The organism is Bacillus sp. N447-1, assembly GCF_022701035.1.
In the GTDB taxonomy this organism is placed as follows: domain Bacteria; phylum Bacillota; class Bacilli; order Bacillales; family Bacillaceae_G; genus Bacillus_A; species Bacillus_A cereus.
In genome coordinates, this window is record NZ_CP065509.1 from 1296683 (window position 1) to 1313148 (window position 16466).

Below are 16466 nucleotides of genomic sequence, written 5' to 3' on the forward strand. Positions count from 1 at the left end.
AATTATTTTTCTGTTTAATGTACTTCAACGTTTGTAACGTAATCTTCAAATTGATTTGTTTGCTTATTCATTTCATCACTTACTTTTTTAATTTGATTGAAATGTTTTTGAAGTAAACTACTGTCTGTATACGTACCTTCTTCAACATTTGTTTGAATTTGAATCATATTATTATTTAAAACTTTCCAATCCGTTAATAACGTTTCTAAAGTTGTAATTTGACGATCAATTAATTCTGTAAAGCTATTTACTTGATCTTCAACGAATGTAATTTGAGTCGCCTCTGCTTCAGTTTGTGATAACTTTTGAATAAGTGGTAATAACTCTTTTTGCTTTTGTTGAATGCGAAGAGCTGCTTCTCTCGTTTGACTATCTGCAGCATTTACAATTTCATTACTTAAAGTACCGATAGAAACAAAATCGATTGTTTTCGTTTGTGCAGTTTGATTTGTGATTGTAAATACTTGTTTACCGATATTAATAGAACCTTTAATGATTTCTTGAGGTCTATTCAAAATAGTAGTTAGTTCAGCTTGAATTTCCCCTTGAATTCTTTTAATATCTTCTCTTAATTTCACAATATCTCCACTTGATCCTTGCAGTGTTTTTATTGCTTCATCGGCTTTAATTGATAAGTTGTTACTATCTTTGTCTAATACTGTTTTAAATCGATTTAACTCTAATAAATCTTGCTCCATACTCTCTTGGATGCTTTGTACTTGCAATTGTAATTTTCCATATGCACTCATAAAATCTGCTTTTGCTTGCTGATCTTCATTTACGTTTCCTGCTAGTTCATAGAGCTTACTATAATAGCTATTAAATCTAGTGCTGTATCTCATCATTTCTTGATTTAAGTCAATTAGCTTCGGATTATATTCATCAATCCATTCTCGTACATTCGCCTTTGCAAACTTTTGATGATTCGTTAAGCTACTCATCGCATTTACCTTAATGTCTGGCTGTTGCAAGATAATTAATCCGTATGCTTGAATAAGCGGTGATTGTGATCCTAACATTCTAATTGAATTGGATAATGTATTTGGAGCAATTACATTTTGCGCATATACTGTTTTCACTTCTGTTTGCCCCTCCTTAGCGTAAGCGCTTACAGGAATGAAGCAACTCGTAGATACTGCTGTAACCAATAACCCTGTAATTAAAGTCTTTTTCACTTTAACTCCTCCTATGTATTAGCAACTATTACTATCGCATTTTATTATTCTATTTTCTTGCCCATAATTTGAGATGATTAAAATAGAGAACGTTCTCACCGTGATCCATGTATGAACCACCTCTCTCGTATTGCTACAGTACTTACTTATCGTCACAAAACATTTTATTATTTTTCATATGTGTTTAGTATGAATAATATTGTATAAATTTTCTATTTTATAGAAATTCCCACATTCACATAGTGAATATATTACGTAAAAATATTATTCATTTCAAACTAAACAACATGCGTAAATATGAAATTTCGTTTTGTTTTCATATATGTTTTGTACTGTAAGGTCATTTAAACACAGCTGTTTATATAACGTAAAGAAGTATTTTCATTCCCTTTATTTTCAAGCTTTCATGTCCTTATTTCAAAATATAATCCGATTCACTTTATTGATTGAAATATCTACATATCACAACAGAAAACACTACTTGCAAATAACCGATAAAATTATATCAATATAATTTTTAAACTCATATGCAATTATGCATAGCATATACACAAAAAGGATAGCTTCATTTTCACGAAGCTATCCTTCAAAAATCTTCTTATTTTTTCAAATGATATGGAACTGTCGTAATAACAACATTTCTTTTATAAAGTAAATACGCACGTATGAGTAAACTGGATTGATTATGAAGAATGTTATGCCAACCTTTTTTCGGAATGAACTGTGGTATAACGACCGTAACGCGGTAATTCGATTCACTTGCCTTATATTGCACTGTATCAATGAACTTCGTTAGCGGCTGAATAATACTTCTATAATGAGAATGTAATGTAACAAGCCTTACTTCAGGTTGCCACACCTTCCATTTCTCTTCAAATTTCTTTTCCTCTTCTCTGTCAAAAGCAACATATACAGCGATAACTTGATCTGCAGAAAGAGATTTCGCATAGTTCAATGAATTTTCTACTACATGCGTCATACCTGCTACAGGAACGACAATTACATTCCCCTCAATTGGAATAAGAGGTTCACAAGTTTTTAAACTTAATTGATCACCCACTGCATCATAATGCTTCTTAATTCGATGAAACAAGAAGATAATAACTGGTAAGAAAATAAGAATCGACCAAACTTGTGCAAATTTAGTTAAAAAGAACATGCTCATTACGATAAAACTAATAACTGCACCAATTAAATTAACCGTTAATCTTAAAGCCCATCCTTCAGGCTTTTCGCGAAGCCATTTTAATACCATTCCTGTTTGAGAAAGTGTAAATGGAATAAATACCCCTACTGCATATAGTGGAATTAAATGTTCTGTTTGTCCTTGGAAAGCTACAATTAAAATAATCGAAGCAACTCCAAGTATAATAATACCGTTTGAGTAACCTAGACGGTCTCCTCTAATCGTAAACATTCTCGGTATGAATTTATCTTTTGCAAGGTTAACCGCTAATAAAGGAAATGCAGAATAACCTGTATTAGCAGCAAGAATTAATATTAAAGCTGTTGTACCTTGTATGAAATAGTACATGAAATTACGTCCAAATGTTTGTTCAGCAATTTGAGAAACAACTGTTACTTCTTTACTCGGAGTCACTCCGTAATAATAGGCTAAAAACACAATTCCTGAAAATAACACAGCAAGTAATGCACCCATTGCAAGCAATGTTTTTGCAGCATTGTTTGGCGCAGGATCTTTAAAGTTCGGAATTGCGTTTGAAATTGCTTCAACACCTGTTAAAGCAGAACTACCTGATGCAAATGCTCTTAACAGTAAAAACAAACTAATACCCGCAACCGGCGTTCCGATCGGCGTGTGTAAAGTTGGTGAAACGTGACCAGTCAAAATATTATATATGCCTACACCAATTAATATAAATAGGGCTAAAACAAATAAATAAACAGGATATGCTAAAACGGAAGCCGATTCCGTTACTCCTCTTAAATTTAAGATCGTAATAAATATAACAAATATAATCGCAATGATTACATTATGTGCATGTAAACTAGGAAAAGCAGATGTTAGCGCATCTGTACCTGCAGATACACTTACCGCAACAGTTAAAATATAGTCGACTAATAAAGATCCTCCAGCAATTAAGCCTGGATTCATCCCTAAATTTTCTTTTGATACAACATACGCTCCCCCGCCATGCGGATAAGCAAAAATAATTTGACGATAAGATAAAATAAGGGCTGTCAATAATACTAATACCCCAACAGCGATCGGAATGGAATACCAATAAGCGATCGCTCCCACACCTGCTAAAGCAATTAAAATTTGTTCTGGACCGTAAGCAACTGATGACAATGCGTCAGAAGATAAAATAGCTAAAGCTTTCGTTTTATTAAGCTTTTGTTCTCCAAGCTCTGTTGATTTTAACGGTCTTCCAATTAAAAATCTTTTAATAGATGAAACCAATGCTGTCCACTCTCCAATAATTTTGTACGAACTTTTCTGCTTGTTACAGCCAGTAAACGATTTCTTCAGAAAACAAAAAATGTCTACAAGCCATAGCGAAATAGACTTGTAGACATTATTTTTTTTGTCGCACAAGCTCCACCTTCCTTCTCAATATAACGCTTACGAGGTTAGCTGTCGGATTCGGGCCTATGAGTAGCCCTACCTTTTTCAAGGATTCACCCCATCGGATTATGTACTAATCCGTAAAAACGGGTCCCCCGTACCATGCGGTTTCAGCGATTTAGAAAATTGAAACTGTGGATTATAATACTCCTTTATTTTCAAAAAGTAAACAAAAATTTTTAATAAGAAAAAAATTAAAATGATTGCGCATAATCCGCTGAGAAATATACATAATGAATATTAAAAATCCGCAAAGGAGACCCATATGTCTAAAGAAAAGAAGCCTATTTTTTCCGATTCATATTTAGATGCAGTAGCAAATGAAATTAATCAGTTATATGGTAAACGTGAACAGGAAATAAATTTGACAGATAGAACGAAAAGAAATAAATAATTTGTCATACAAAAAAAAAAAAGATAGCAATACACTTATATATTGCTATCTTTTTATTTTTCATACATCTAATTCTATTACAGATTTGTTAAAGGTCATCTCTTCATACACCTTTAAATTTTGATATATAGATTCTAATAATGGTGCCGCTATAGAAAATTTCTCTGCTACATCCAGTAAATATCCTTGCAAGTGCTTCCCTTCAATAAACGAACCCTTTTCCATATCACGTTGCATTGATGACTTCATATCATACGAAATTTTATCAATCGTTTTCATATGTTCCTGGGCAATATTAGCCTTTACTGGAGCTCCTAATACTCTCATGATTTGTACAGATTCCTCAAACACATTACGGATAAAATCACGGCCGCCTTCACTTTCACGGATTGGTCCAATTGGTGCACGCATTAACGTTGTCACACCTGACATTACAGTAATAAATAAATATTTATGCCACATATCTTGCGTAATATTTTCACTTAAAACAAAACTAGATTTCGTACCTGAAAATGCTTTAGAAATATGCTTTACTCTCTCTGAATTTTGAGACTTAATTTCTCCAAACACAAGTCTGTTGGCAGCGCTAGTTTGTACAATTTCTCCTTGATCGTTTAACGTCGTCTCGATAAAGCATAAACCGCCAATTACTTTTTCTTCGCCGAATTCTTTTTGTAATAGCGATAAATGAGCGATACCATTTAACAATGGAATGATTACAGTATTTTCGCCAACAAACGGCTTCAAATCTTGAATTGCCTCGTTTAAGTGATACGCTTTTGTTGAAAATAAAATAACATCAAATGGAGAAGTTCGCTCTTCTTTCGTTATTAATTTCGGTCGGAAGGAAAAATCCCCGTTAACACTTCGGATTACAAGTCCTCTTTCCTCTAATTGTTTTTTCCGTTTACTACGAACAAGAAACGTGACATCTTCTCCCTTCTCGACTAATCTGCCACCAAAAAATCCTCCGACTCCACCAGCGCCTAATACTAAAATCCGCATACAGCATCCCCCTTTTCAAAATACAATTTTATAACTTTTAGTATACATAACATTATACATGTTCCCTGCTAAATAAGCTGAATTTTCACTCTCAATTGAGTATAAAAGAGTGGTTATTTTCAAATAAATTTGGGCATGTTGTTTCTATAGCATATATGGAAAGGACACAATGTAGATGGAGGCAATACAATCAATTGAGGAAAAAGGTGTAGCAACAGCTATATTTCAATTTATATTCCCGTTTTCGTTTAAAGCTGGATATGAACAAGAGATGTTCCCTTTCTTACAAAAAAACGATTTTCGTCCTTTTCGGCTCGATCATCTCGATGATGAAAATACATATTATGGGGAGTTTAAAGTTTCACATCAAAATATGGAAGCATACTATCTTTCATTTACAAATAAAATTCTCTTTCCTCACTCAGAGCATCAAAAGGGCTTGCAACGTTATTCAAAGGACCTTAACTTAACTGGACATTTAACAACAAACCTTATTTCAATTCCATTCAAGATACACTCTATTGATGTCACTCTTTGTCCTTATGAACTTGGCTTCTTAACAATTCGAACAGAAGTAAACACTGCTCCAAACATGACTTTATCTGAAGCAATCGAATTCGCTGCTCGCTTCCGTGTACTTGAAACTAAAAATGATACAAATGAGACTATTTGTATTGAATGTAACGGAAAAAAGTATTCCCAAGTTGAAAAATTCATTTTTGGTTATTTATTTTATGGTGTAACTGATTTCTTTGAAAAGAAGAGATTAAGAAGTTCATACTTTCAAACCTTCCCTTTCTTCGAAGACCAAAGAATGTACGTCCAAACTTTATTGTCACTAAAAGAAGGTATGGAGCTTAATGAAGTGGATGTTTATCGTACTTCTAGTCTTTCCGGATTAACAAGTGATGGTAAGCCATATGTGAGCGCAAATAACCTTCCTTACATTCATGACTATTTAAAAAAACACGCTTACCAGAGATGGGCTCCAAATCGTTATTTCATAATGGAAGAACATATTTTTACATGTGTAACAAATGAAGGAGAACTTAAAATCGCTAAACTTGCTAGTCAAATGTACGGAGAATTTTATTACGCTTTATTATTAAACCTATTCCATAAAATTGTTTTATTAAAAATGGCTAACGCCTATGCTGAGCTAAACATTGAACAAGATACTAATGAAATAGAGAAATTAATTTATTCGATCAATTCGTTCACTGCTAATTATTTTTCTTTAGAATTAGTATCCCAATCACAAAGTGAAGATATTTTCTTTCGTTTAAGAAAACTTTTTAATATTGAGGTTCTATACTCGAACGCGAAACAAAATCTTGATAGTTTGTTTAAATATCAAGAAAATGTCGCCTCTAAAAAAGATAGCCTCTTATTATTAATTTTAACGCTCTACTCTGTAGTGGGCCAAATGTTAGGGTTTACTATGATTGACCTTTTAAGAAACACCGATTCAAACAAAATATCGTCACCTCTTGAATTTTTCGCTCTATTAATTGCGATTAGCGGCATTGTCATTTCACTTATTTTAGGAGCCCAAAGTTTATACCAATGGGGTCTACAGCATAAACGAAGAAAAGCTTGGGTAAAACAAACTGTACTTTCTGCCGTTAAAGAGAAAGAAGATAAAAATTAAAAAAGGTTATTTTCAAATTCTTGGCGCGCTGCATTAAGTGAAATTTTTATGAGCGATTTTCCGATTATATCGGCGCAACTCGAAATATATCAGCGATTTTTTTAATATATCGACTTACCGACAAATGACAGGACCGGATAATAAAAAAAGGGTGCTCCAAAATAAAACTTGGAGTACCCCTTTTATTATACGAATTCAGTTTACTTCCCTGCTTCGATTTGCTCTAATGCAGCAGCTACTTGCTCTTCCGTTAATTCATGTTGTATTACGTAGCGGTTACGTGGACTTACACGACATTCATGAGAACATGCACGTAAATATTTCGCTTCGTTTTCTTCAGAACATAAAATTTTCTTATTACATTCTGGATTTGAACAGTTTACATAGCGCTCACAAGGTTCACCTGTAAAGTGGTCTTTACCAACGATAACATGTTCTTTTTGGTTTACTGGTACAGCAATACGCTCATCGAACACGTAACATTGTCCATCCCAAAGCTCACCTTGTACCTCTGGGTCTTTTCCGTACGTTACAATTCCTCCGTGAAGCTGACTTACATCTTCATAGCCTTCACGAACTAACCAACCAGAAAACTTCTCACAACGAATTCCGCCTGTACAATAAGTTAAAATCTTTTTACCTTCAAGTACTTCTTTATTTTCACGAATCCAATCTGGTAATTCACGGAATGATTCGATATCAGGTTTAATCGCACCTTTGAAGTGACCTAAATCAAACTCATAATCATTTCGTGCATCAATGATAACTGTATCTTCTTGTTTCATTGCTTCATAAAAATCTTTTGGCTCTAAATACTTCCCAGTTATTTCGTGTGGGTTAATGTCATCTTCTAGACGAAGTGTAACTAACTCTGGACGAGGACGCACGTGCATTTTCTTGAATGCATGACCATCAGCTTCATCTATTTTAAATACGATACCGTCAAAACGTGGATCATTGTTCATTGCTTCCATGTATTTCTCTGTTTGTTCTACAGTTCCAGAACAAGTTCCGTTAATACCTTCTTTCGCTACAAGAATTCTTCCTTTTAATTCAAGTGAATTACAAAATTCTAAATGCTCTGCCGCGAATTCTTCTGGGTTTTCAATTGTTGTGTACATGTAATATAGTAATACTCTGTATGGTTTTGTAGTTGCCAATGTAATTCTACCACCTATCTAATTTTTAAAATCATGTATAAGTTAACGTTCATATCAAAACATATATAATAAGAAAATGAATCCCATTTTCTTTTCTTTATACTATTTTCTATCAGTTAACAAAATAAAAACAAGATTACACATCAAAACACTATGGTTATGTTGTAATCCCAATATATTATATATCATACAAATGCAATTCCATCAATTAATATGCTGGATTATCGGCTTTATGTTCACATAAATTTCAAAATTGACCCTTTAATTTATTATGTTTCCCCACGTCATCACACCATAAACTCCCAATTTATTTTACGTTATCACACCATCCATTGCATAAAGGCATATAATTTGCATTAAGGAAACTTTCGTGTTCAAATGAAATTATCATATAACATATCTAAATGTATTGAAATAATGAGTAAGAATAAATACAATAATTTCATCAAGTTAACATTTTAAAGGGGAAAACTACTATGAATAAAGATATAACAAAAGATGAACATCTCCCTTCTGAAAGTACAACCGTACAATCAGCTCACTTAGCTTTAAGTGGAGAAACAAAAGGCTGGAAAAGACTGTTACCATTTTTAGGACCCGCTTTTATAGCGTCCGTTGCTTATATTGATCCTGGCAACTTTGCTACAAATATCGCAGCTGGTTCACAATATGGATATTTACTATTATGGGTTATACTCGCTTCTAACTTAATGGCTGTATTAATCCAAACTTTATCAGCTAAATTAGGAATTGCTACAGGAAACAATTTACCCGAAATAGCTCGTGAAAACTTTCCAAAGCCTGTGTCTATCGGTTTATGGATACAAGGTGAACTAGTTATTATGGCTACAGATTTAGCGGAATTTATTGGAGCTGCATTGGGGCTTTACTTACTATTTGGAATCCCGATGCTACCTGCCGCTTTAATTACAGCAGCCGGATCATTTATTATCCTTGAATTTCAACGTAGAGGATTTCGTCCACTAGAAGCTATTATTACAGGAATGATTTTCATTGTAGTAATTGCTTTTGGGATTCAAGTTTTTTATGCAAAACCAGAATTAAGTCCCCTTCTTTCAGGACTATTTATTCCAAAATTCCAAGGTGTAGACAGTATATTACTTGCAGCAGGGATTTTAGGTGCGACAGTTATGCCGCATGCAATATACTTGCATTCTGCATTAACACAACGCCGTGTGGTCGGAACAACTGACGAACAAAAGAAAAAGATTTTTCGTTTCGAATTTATCGATATTATTATTGCAATGGTTATTGCTGGAGCAATTAATGCAAGTATGTTAATTGTTGCTGCTGCACTATTCTTTAAAAACGGCTTGCACGTTGAAGATTTAGATGTTGCTTACACTCAATTTACCAACTTAGTAGGTCCTGTATCAGCTGCTTTGTTTGGAATTGGGCTCTTATCAGCAGGACTATCTAGTTCTTCTGTCGGTACAATGTCGGGTGATATTATTATGCAAGGTTTCATTCGCATGCATATTCCGTTATACTTACGCCGATTTATTACAATGATTCCACCATTAGTTATTATCGCTTTAGGTGTAAATCCAACTTACGCTCTAGTCATGAGCCAAGTCGTCTTATCATTCGGTATTGCATTTGCACTAGTGCCACTTATTATGTTTACAAGTAATAAAAAGATTATGGGTGCACTCGTTAACCACCGCATAACAACATTTATCGCTTGGATAATTGCAGCACTCGTTATCGTTTTAAATATCTTCTTACTGTATCAAACATTTGTAGGGTAATGAAAAAAGGGTATTCCAATTTTAATTTGGAGTACCCTTTTTGGATGAAATGATTTTCTTCTAGTTACCACTTGTGTATGTCCCTCTTTCCGGCATCATGACACCATTTTCAGTTCGAAAGTAAAGTGGCAATCCTTCCGCAAAAAACATACTTACCTTGGACGGATCTTGCCTTTGATGATGAATATGTAAATGCGGCTCACTTGAACTTCCTGAGTTACCGACTTGAGCAAGAAATTCTCCTTCATTTACATGTTGTCCTTCTCTCACATTAATTGACCCTTTCTTTAAATGAGCAAGAATCAGAAATGTGCCTGTTTCATCTACTCGTAAATATATGTGATTCCCCGCCATCGACTGAAAATTTTCCGATCTAGGAACTAAATCTTGTTCATTATTATTAATTGATACAACCGTCCCAGAAGCTGGTGCCATTACTTTCGCTCCATATATTCCGTAATCCTCTAACTTACTACTTTTCACTTCAGCAGGTGGAATGAGAATATCATATGCCCACCTTTCATTTGGTTTTATAACGTGATAGTTCATTTCTAACCGATCACCACCCCAACCTATTAATGCTCGCTCATTCAAAGGAAAACGAACTACTGCTTTAGGACTCATCGATTGTATATCTGCTGGATAAGCAATTCTACCTATATTAGCAAACCAACCGACAGGCCAAGCTCCAATGATAGAAAACAGAATGATTAAAAATAGCGTTCTATCTATCCGTTTTCTAAAAATGCCTTTCCAAAAAAATATTATTACTGATCCTACCAAAAGGAAAACTGAAATAAAACTAAAAGCCTGAATACTCCACCAAACAAAAACTGATGTAACACCATTAGCTACATAAACTAAGATCCAACTTATAATTAAAAAAGAAACTATAATTACTAATAAAAATTTCTTCCACATGTCGCATCCCTACTCTCATATCCTTTTTCTCAATGATACAAAGTAAAAATTACAACATATAAAAGAAATACTTACGACTTTCTTACTTTTTTATACTGCGGTAATTTCACAGTAAAAACTGTTTCTTTATCGTTACTACGTACAGTGATATCCCCTTGATGGAGATCGGCTATACTTTTTGAAATTGCAAGTCCTATTCCTTTCCCGCCCGTATGAGAACTACGTGATTTTTCACTACGATAAAATTTCTCAAAAACGTAAGGAAGGTCCTCTTTCGGAATGCATTGTCCAAAATTTTTAATTTCTACTTCAACATTCATTGTTTTATTGGAAATTTCAATTGCAATTTCCTTTCCATCTTTTCCATACATAATACTATTACCTATTACATTTTCAAATAGTCTCACTATAAGTGCTACATCAACTTCTACATGCAGCACTTCATCACTTTTAATATAAAAGCTCATATTAGCATCATCTAATTGTGGTACAAAGTCAATCATGATTTGTTCAATTAATGCTTTCATATCTACTTCATCTTTATGTAATTCAATCTCTCTATAATTTATTTGACAGTATTCTAATAAATCATCTATTTGATGTTTTAATTCATAACTTTTTCGCTTTAATATACTTACATACTGTTCACATTCCTCTCCATTCGAATGAAGTTTATTTCCTAACAGGTCCGCATAACCGATTAAAGATGTTACTGGCGTTCGTAAATCATGAGAAATATTACTAATCATTTCATTTTTCATTTCCTGTGATTTTTTTTCATTCTCGATAGACTCTTTTAAGCTTTTCGCCATTCTATTAACATTTGCCGCTAGTTCACCAATCTCGTCATTTTTCAAAATAGGTATATGTATTTCAAAATTACCGTCACTTATTTCCTTCAGGTTCTTGTTAATTTGAGACAACCTTTTCATCAGTGTTTTTGTCATACATGCAAAGTATGTTGTAGTAAAAATCAAAAAAACTATAAAATATAAAAATGAATATTTTTCTTCTAATGCAGTAACATGACTATATATATTTCCAACTAAAATTTGAAACACTATTATACTTACAGTCGCTAACAAGATGCTACATATGAATGCGATAAAAAACTTAGCTCTAATGCCTTGTAATGATTTAATCTTCAATTTTATATCCGACTCCCCAAACATTTTGAATAAACTTCGGTTCTTTTGGATTCTCTTCAATTTTATTTCTCAATCTTGCAATATGAACCATTACTGTATTATTACTTTCATAGGCTCTTTCGTTCCAAACGCTCTCATATATTTCTTCAATTGTGAACACACGATTCCTTGCAGCTGCCATTAAGTGAAAAATATCATATTCAGTTTTCGTAAGATTGATTCTTTCTCCATATAACATTACTGTTCTCGACACTTCATCTATTTCTAAACCTCTAATATTTATTTTCTTTTCCATTACTTGGGGAGCATTTTGATTGAAATATGTATACCTTCTTAATTGAGCTTTCACTCTTGCGATAAATTCAATTGTACTGAACGGCTTCACAATATAATCATCTGCCCCAGTACTAAATCCAATTACCTTATCTACATCCGATGATTTCGCGCTTAAAAACATAATTGGTAAACTATGTTTCTCTCTAATCCTTCTACAAAGTTCTATACCATCCATTTGAGGCATCATAATATCCAAAATAGCAAGTTGAATACTGTTATTATTTATTATTTCTAAAGCCTCTTCTCCGTTATGAGCACTAAAACTTTAAAACCTTCTTGTTTTAAATTCACATTAATAAATTGAATAATATCTTTATCGTCATCTACAATTAATATCGAATTTTTTCCATTTCCAAACCTCTTTTTGAAATATATTCCACATCTAAGTTTATCATAAATCAAATCTACCCTTACACCTTGAATAATCTTTATTTTCAGATTAAATTATATAATAACAAATACATTCTATTTTCATGTGAAAAGGAGCGAAAATATGTTTCCTTTATTAAAAACTGAAAGACTTATTTTAAGAGAACTTACCGAAGAAGATGCACCGCGTATACTACAATGCTTTTCTAATACTAATGTACTGCGCTATTATGGCCAAAAACCGTTACAAGATGTTGATCAAGTGAAACAAATCATTCATAACTTTAAGTTGAGTTACAATGCAAGAAACGGTATAAAATGGGGAATCGAATTAAAAGACAAGAAAGAACTCATCGGTACCATTGGTTTTCACGATTGGTCTTCTGAGCATAAACGAGCCAATATAAGTTATGCCTTTTTGCCTGAACACTGGGGAAAAGGATATGCGACTGAAGCTGTTTCTGAGGTTATATCATACGGTTTCCATACGATTCATTTAAAGCGGATTGGGGCAATTGTATTTCTTGAAAATGAAGCTTCCAATAAAGTGCTATTAAAACTAGGTTTTGAAAAAGAAGGAGTTCTAAAAAATTATATGTATCAAGATGACATTCCCTATGATACGAATTTTTATTCTTTATTAAAATCGGTTTAGTAGAATACATGTGTAAAAAACTTGTTTCAGTACAACAGTTATAGGTAGCGAATTTTTAATGACGGATGCGAAGTACTATACATTATAAAACATTAAAAAAGGGCTGTGAGTAAGCTTTTACTCATAGCCCTTTTTTATGTTCTTTTTCTGTTTTCGCAATGCTTTTGGTACGTATACGCAGAAAGGCTCACTTTCCATATAATCCCCCGTCATTGCATATGCTCTAGAACGAGATCCCCCACAAACATATCGAAACTCACAAACACCACACTTTCCCTTATACTTGTCAGGATTACGAAGATTTTGAAAAACAGGGGAGTTTCGATAGATTTCAGCTAGCGAATTTGTTCTAATATTCCCGGTTTTAATCGTCAATACCCCACTTGGATATGTTTCTCGGTATAAAGTTAAGAAATTAGGAATTTTTCATTACTCTAAAAATACGCTATTTAACTGAAGACTATTAAATTAAGTTTCTTAAAATTATATTTTTAAAGTCTTTCAACATCATTACCTCTTTTCTAAAACCATAAAGAACGTACTATCTGGTAGCGTAACAGCATTCCCAGACTCATCTGTAAACTCGATTTTCTCGCTAAGATGGTTTGTATATCCATCCTGCAAATAGTTCATAGCTTGAACGATATTTACTTTATCTCCAAAGATACCCTTTACGAAGTCCTTATAGTCGTTTGGCGTAAAAATTCCAAACTGCTCCTGCACTTCATGAACAAAGGAATCCTCACCCCAAGTATACGTATATAAGAACTCCATTGCATCATTAACAGGCATTTTGACTGTATTGTCTGCAAGTACCTCATACTGGATTATACGCCCCTTAAATTCTTGGACATACTGCTCTAAGAACTTCATTCCGCCTGCATCTTTAAAACGAATCACCCGCATTAACCTTTTATCTTCGGTCATGATGCCATCACGAATGATAATACGGCCTCCTGGCTTTAACACCTCATAAGCACTCTGCAGCCCCTTTTTAATTACTTCATGATTAAATTTCCTACCTTCATACTCGATATAAGAGAACAGCTCATGAAGGATAGAAGAATATACAATCGTATCAACCGATTCTTTTTCAAATGAGCTGCTTAAATTGATTGCATCCCCTTTAATGACGTTCCAAGAACGCCCCTCGTTCTGCTTCTTCTTTTTCAACGTATCAATCACGTTTTCGGAAATATCGATACCGTAGATTCGTTTATCCTCGGTCTCTTCTTCAATCATGTCTAGCATGACACCACCACCGGCTCCGACATCTACAATCGTATCTCCCTTTATATAATCAAGAATAATTCGTTTATCATCAGCCGAGCTATTCATATGCTCCAGATACACTTCTTCGTTATGGAATCTATCATATGCATCCTTTCGTAACCCGAAGAAATCAAACAGCAGCACATTTGCCCGAGCATGCATCATATCTATCTTTTCTGCCTCTACACAGAAGGTAATTAACGCCTCACCTACAGCAGAAAACCGAAACGACACATACGCAGTCTTCATATCTTCATCGACTTTAACCTGAAAAGAAACATGCGTTGTATTCGGTTTCTCGTTCTCACGGTACTCCCGTAGATACTTCTCAATAACTCGCTTACGATACACGTTGTCCTTTTTTTCGCCTTTGAAATCATAATGTAGCTGCTGCATCAATTTCTCGAAATGTATATGCTGAACTTTTCTAGTGCCTATCTCATTCTTTAACATAACAAAAACTGTCCAAATATCCTCAAAGCTAAGAGCATGCATAGAAGGTTCTACATACCACAAATCCTTATTAGATAGGAATGTTTGAACGTCACTCTTCTCGCTCCCCATAATTATATCTTTTTCAAATGCTGACTCCTTATGTTTTGGCGTGAGTCTATGTATACGAGAAGTAAATGGCTCCATATAACCATCAAACAGACCATCAATTGTAATCTTCACATCGTTCTTCACTTCACTCCACAAAGCTTTTGATACGCCCTCAATAATGCATTGGTTAAGATAGTATAGAATCTCCTTTAACCTAACGTCTCCGTATTCTTCTTTATATGTGTTAATTAAATCAACATGAGAGTCCAAACGAGCCTCCCCGCGTATATACTGCCCGATTAATCCATGTGTTCTAATTAAATCTTGAATAAACAAATACTCAGTAGAGTTTAAGTTTGTCTCTACACGTTCAATAAACTGAATATCACTAAAGATATCAGCAGAACCCTCGTTATGTACCAATAGATTAATCCCTTTTTTCTTCCATTGCTCCCGCTGTTTTAAAGATCCTACCTTTGCAAGCTCACTATACGTTAGTACCTTTTCAATAATACGATATGCTTCTTCATCTAAAGACAGTCCATCCAACACTTGCAGCGTACGGTGTACATAGTACAACACCGCATCTGTTTTTAATGCACCAAGTACTTGTACATTCTCATAATTTTGATGTATCTCCTCTGCCTCAATTAGATGCTTTAACCACGTAGGGATTGAAACAGAACTCCCTTCAATATATGTATTTAGAACTTCAATGCTTTTCAACTTATTTCCCCCCATATATAATCAATATCGGTAGTAAGATCTAGTACACCTTCTCCAAAAAGAGCATCACCTTATGTCCCTTCTCCTAAATACTACTACTTGCTTTTTACCATCTACATCTCTTTCGAATAAAAATGTATCAAACCCAGTCTTTTTATCGTGTAAAAGAGAGTTATAAATTCCGTTACTACCACGCCAAGGTTGTAACATATTTTTTGTTGATCTCTTATTTTAACTTCATTAGGAATTTCGGAAGATCACCTCTTAAATTGATAAACATATGTTGTGACAGAATCAACTGAAAATGGAAACGGCAAGCGGGTGCACTCCACTTACCGTTTTTTCATAGCTTAGTATGTATTTGAATTTCTTTTGCTTTCTCTTTTTCACCCTTCACGCGTACAATTAAATCATATGATCCGGATTTTGAAGCTTCAAAAGAAAGCAAACCTTCTTTTTGAGAAGTGATTTCTTCTTCATAAATAACCTTATCATCTTTTGTAACTTGTAATAAAATCGTACCTTCTTCAACAGCTGCTTCATAAGGGATTTCCACATTTCCTTTTTCAGCTTTAAGTGTTTGTACATCGTAATACCCTTGCAGAGAACCAATTTTTAAAGTCGTTTCGCCATTTTTTTGAACCTTTGTAACTTGTGTCGCTGTATTGCACGCGCTTAACAATACAACAAGAGTGAGAATCATAAATAAACGTAATGATTTCATAGAAATTCCCCTTTTTTATGTATAT

Annotated in this window: 12 protein-coding genes, 2 pseudogenes and 1 riboswitch; of the genes and pseudogenes, 4 read left to right on the forward strand and 10 right to left on the reverse strand. The window is 33.9% G+C overall.

Translation table 11 applies throughout. From position 1 onward, the window contains the following. Window positions 1-14 precede the first annotated feature (14 nt). Together nheA and IQ781_RS06395 are read right to left on the reverse strand one after the other, a co-directional pair. A complete protein-coding gene (gene nheA / locus IQ781_RS06390) occupies window positions 15-1175 on the reverse strand; it encodes a non-hemolytic enterotoxin NHE subunit A (protein ID WP_000751828.1) in 1161 nt (386 codons plus the stop codon). A gap of 598 nt (window positions 1176-1773) precedes the next feature. Continuing rightward, a complete protein-coding gene (locus tag IQ781_RS06395; RefSeq protein ID WP_000254900.1) occupies window positions 1774-3600 on the reverse strand; it encodes an APC family permease in 1827 nt (608 codons plus the stop codon). Window positions 3601-3744: 144 nt separating this feature from the next. Beyond that, window positions 3745-3891: riboswitch (cyclic di-AMP (ydaO/yuaA leader) on the reverse strand. 139 nt (window positions 3892-4030) lie between these two features. On the opposite strand from IQ781_RS06395, the gene IQ781_RS28155 reads away from it, so the two are divergent. Next, a complete protein-coding gene (locus tag IQ781_RS28155; RefSeq protein ID WP_000031873.1) occupies window positions 4031-4159 on the forward strand; it encodes a hypothetical protein in 129 nt (42 codons plus the stop codon). 60 nt (window positions 4160-4219) lie between these two features. Here IQ781_RS28155 and panE read toward each other — a convergent pair whose 3' ends face one another. Next, a complete protein-coding gene (gene panE / locus IQ781_RS06400; protein ID WP_001221912.1) occupies window positions 4220-5164 on the reverse strand; it encodes a 2-dehydropantoate 2-reductase in 945 nt (314 codons plus the stop codon). 175 nt (window positions 5165-5339) lie between these two features. Between panE and IQ781_RS06405 the strand changes: the two genes are divergently transcribed. Next, window positions 5340-6815 carry a hypothetical protein gene (locus tag IQ781_RS06405; RefSeq protein ID WP_063219844.1) on the forward strand — a complete coding sequence of 492 codons (1476 nt, stop codon included), beginning with the start codon at window positions 5340-5342 and terminating at the stop codon, window positions 6813-6815. A gap of 200 nt (window positions 6816-7015) precedes the next feature. Here the strand turns inward: IQ781_RS06405 and trhO are convergent, their stop codons facing one another. After that, entirely contained in the window at window positions 7016-7975 is a 960-nt protein-coding gene (gene trhO / locus IQ781_RS06410) for an oxygen-dependent tRNA uridine(34) hydroxylase TrhO (protein ID WP_000246231.1), read from the reverse strand. 476 nt (window positions 7976-8451) lie between these two features. On the opposite strand from trhO, the gene IQ781_RS06415 reads away from it, so the two are divergent. After that, window positions 8452-9747: an Nramp family divalent metal transporter gene (locus IQ781_RS06415; RefSeq protein WP_001030679.1), complete on the forward strand. Its 1296-nt coding sequence runs from the start codon at window positions 8452-8454 to the stop codon at window positions 9745-9747. Between the two features lie 60 nt (window positions 9748-9807). Here the strand turns inward: IQ781_RS06415 and IQ781_RS06420 are convergent, their stop codons facing one another. The 3 genes and pseudogenes from IQ781_RS06420 to IQ781_RS06430 all read right to left on the reverse strand — a co-directional run bounded on the left by IQ781_RS06420 (window position 9808) and on the right by IQ781_RS06430 (window position 12502). Further along, complete coding sequence (locus tag IQ781_RS06420) at window positions 9808-10668, reverse strand: M23 family metallopeptidase (protein ID WP_016124396.1); 861 nt, start codon at window positions 10666-10668, stop codon at window positions 9808-9810. Window positions 10669-10739: 71 nt separating this feature from the next. Further along, a complete protein-coding gene (locus IQ781_RS06425) occupies window positions 10740-11840 on the reverse strand; it encodes a HAMP domain-containing sensor histidine kinase (RefSeq protein ID WP_171287436.1) in 1101 nt (366 codons plus the stop codon). Beyond that, window positions 11806-12502: pseudogene (locus IQ781_RS06430) on the reverse strand (response regulator transcription factor). The gene IQ781_RS06425 and the pseudogene IQ781_RS06430 overlap by 35 nt, the downstream one beginning before the upstream one ends. Window positions 12503-12645: 143 nt before the next feature. Here IQ781_RS06430 and IQ781_RS06435 point away from each other — a divergent pair. Beyond that, complete coding sequence (locus IQ781_RS06435) at window positions 12646-13176, forward strand: GNAT family N-acetyltransferase (protein WP_000484221.1); 531 nt, start codon at window positions 12646-12648, stop codon at window positions 13174-13176. Window positions 13177-13293: 117 nt separating this feature from the next. Here IQ781_RS06435 and IQ781_RS06440 read toward each other — a convergent pair. The 3 genes and pseudogenes from IQ781_RS06440 to IQ781_RS06450 form a co-directional block, all read right to left on the reverse strand. Continuing rightward, a pseudogene (locus IQ781_RS06440) lies at window positions 13294-13569 on the reverse strand (SPASM domain-containing protein); the annotation flags it as partial. A 117-nt stretch (window positions 13570-13686) separates the two neighbouring features. Further along, window positions 13687-15732, reverse strand: coding sequence for a class I SAM-dependent methyltransferase (locus tag IQ781_RS06445; protein WP_002025623.1), 2046 nt, complete (start codon window positions 15730-15732; stop codon window positions 13687-13689). Between the two features lie 328 nt (window positions 15733-16060). Beyond that, window positions 16061-16441, reverse strand: coding sequence for a BA_1872 family lipoprotein (locus tag IQ781_RS06450; protein ID WP_000838922.1), 381 nt, complete (start codon window positions 16439-16441; stop codon window positions 16061-16063). Window positions 16442-16466: the final 25 nt, after the last annotated feature.

What these genes read in the sequence shown, in the direction of transcription:
- IQ781_RS28155 (WP_000031873.1), top strand. Translation starts at nt 4,031, where the DNA reads ATGTCTAAAGAAAAGAAGCCTATTTTTTCCGATTCATATTTAGATGCA.
- panE (WP_001221912.1), bottom strand. Translation starts at nt 5,164, where the DNA reads ATGCGGATTTTAGTATTAGGCGCTGGTGGAGTCGGAGGATTTTTTGGT.
- IQ781_RS06405 (WP_063219844.1), top strand. Translation starts at nt 5,340, where the DNA reads ATGGAGGCAATACAATCAATTGAGGAAAAAGGTGTAGCAACAGCTATA.
- IQ781_RS06415 (WP_001030679.1), top strand. Translation starts at nt 8,452, where the DNA reads ATGAATAAAGATATAACAAAAGATGAACATCTCCCTTCTGAAAGTACA.
- IQ781_RS06420 (WP_016124396.1), bottom strand. Translation starts at nt 10,668, where the DNA reads ATGTGGAAGAAATTTTTATTAGTAATTATAGTTTCTTTTTTAATTATA.
- IQ781_RS06425 (WP_171287436.1), bottom strand. Translation starts at nt 11,840, where the DNA reads ATGTTTGGGGAGTCGGATATAAAATTGAAGATTAAATCATTACAAGGC.
- IQ781_RS06435 (WP_000484221.1), top strand. Translation starts at nt 12,646, where the DNA reads ATGTTTCCTTTATTAAAAACTGAAAGACTTATTTTAAGAGAACTTACC.
- IQ781_RS06445 (WP_002025623.1), bottom strand. Translation starts at nt 15,732, where the DNA reads ATGGGGGGAAATAAGTTGAAAAGCATTGAAGTTCTAAATACATATATT.
- IQ781_RS06450 (WP_000838922.1), bottom strand. Translation starts at nt 16,441, where the DNA reads ATGAAATCATTACGTTTATTTATGATTCTCACTCTTGTTGTATTGTTA.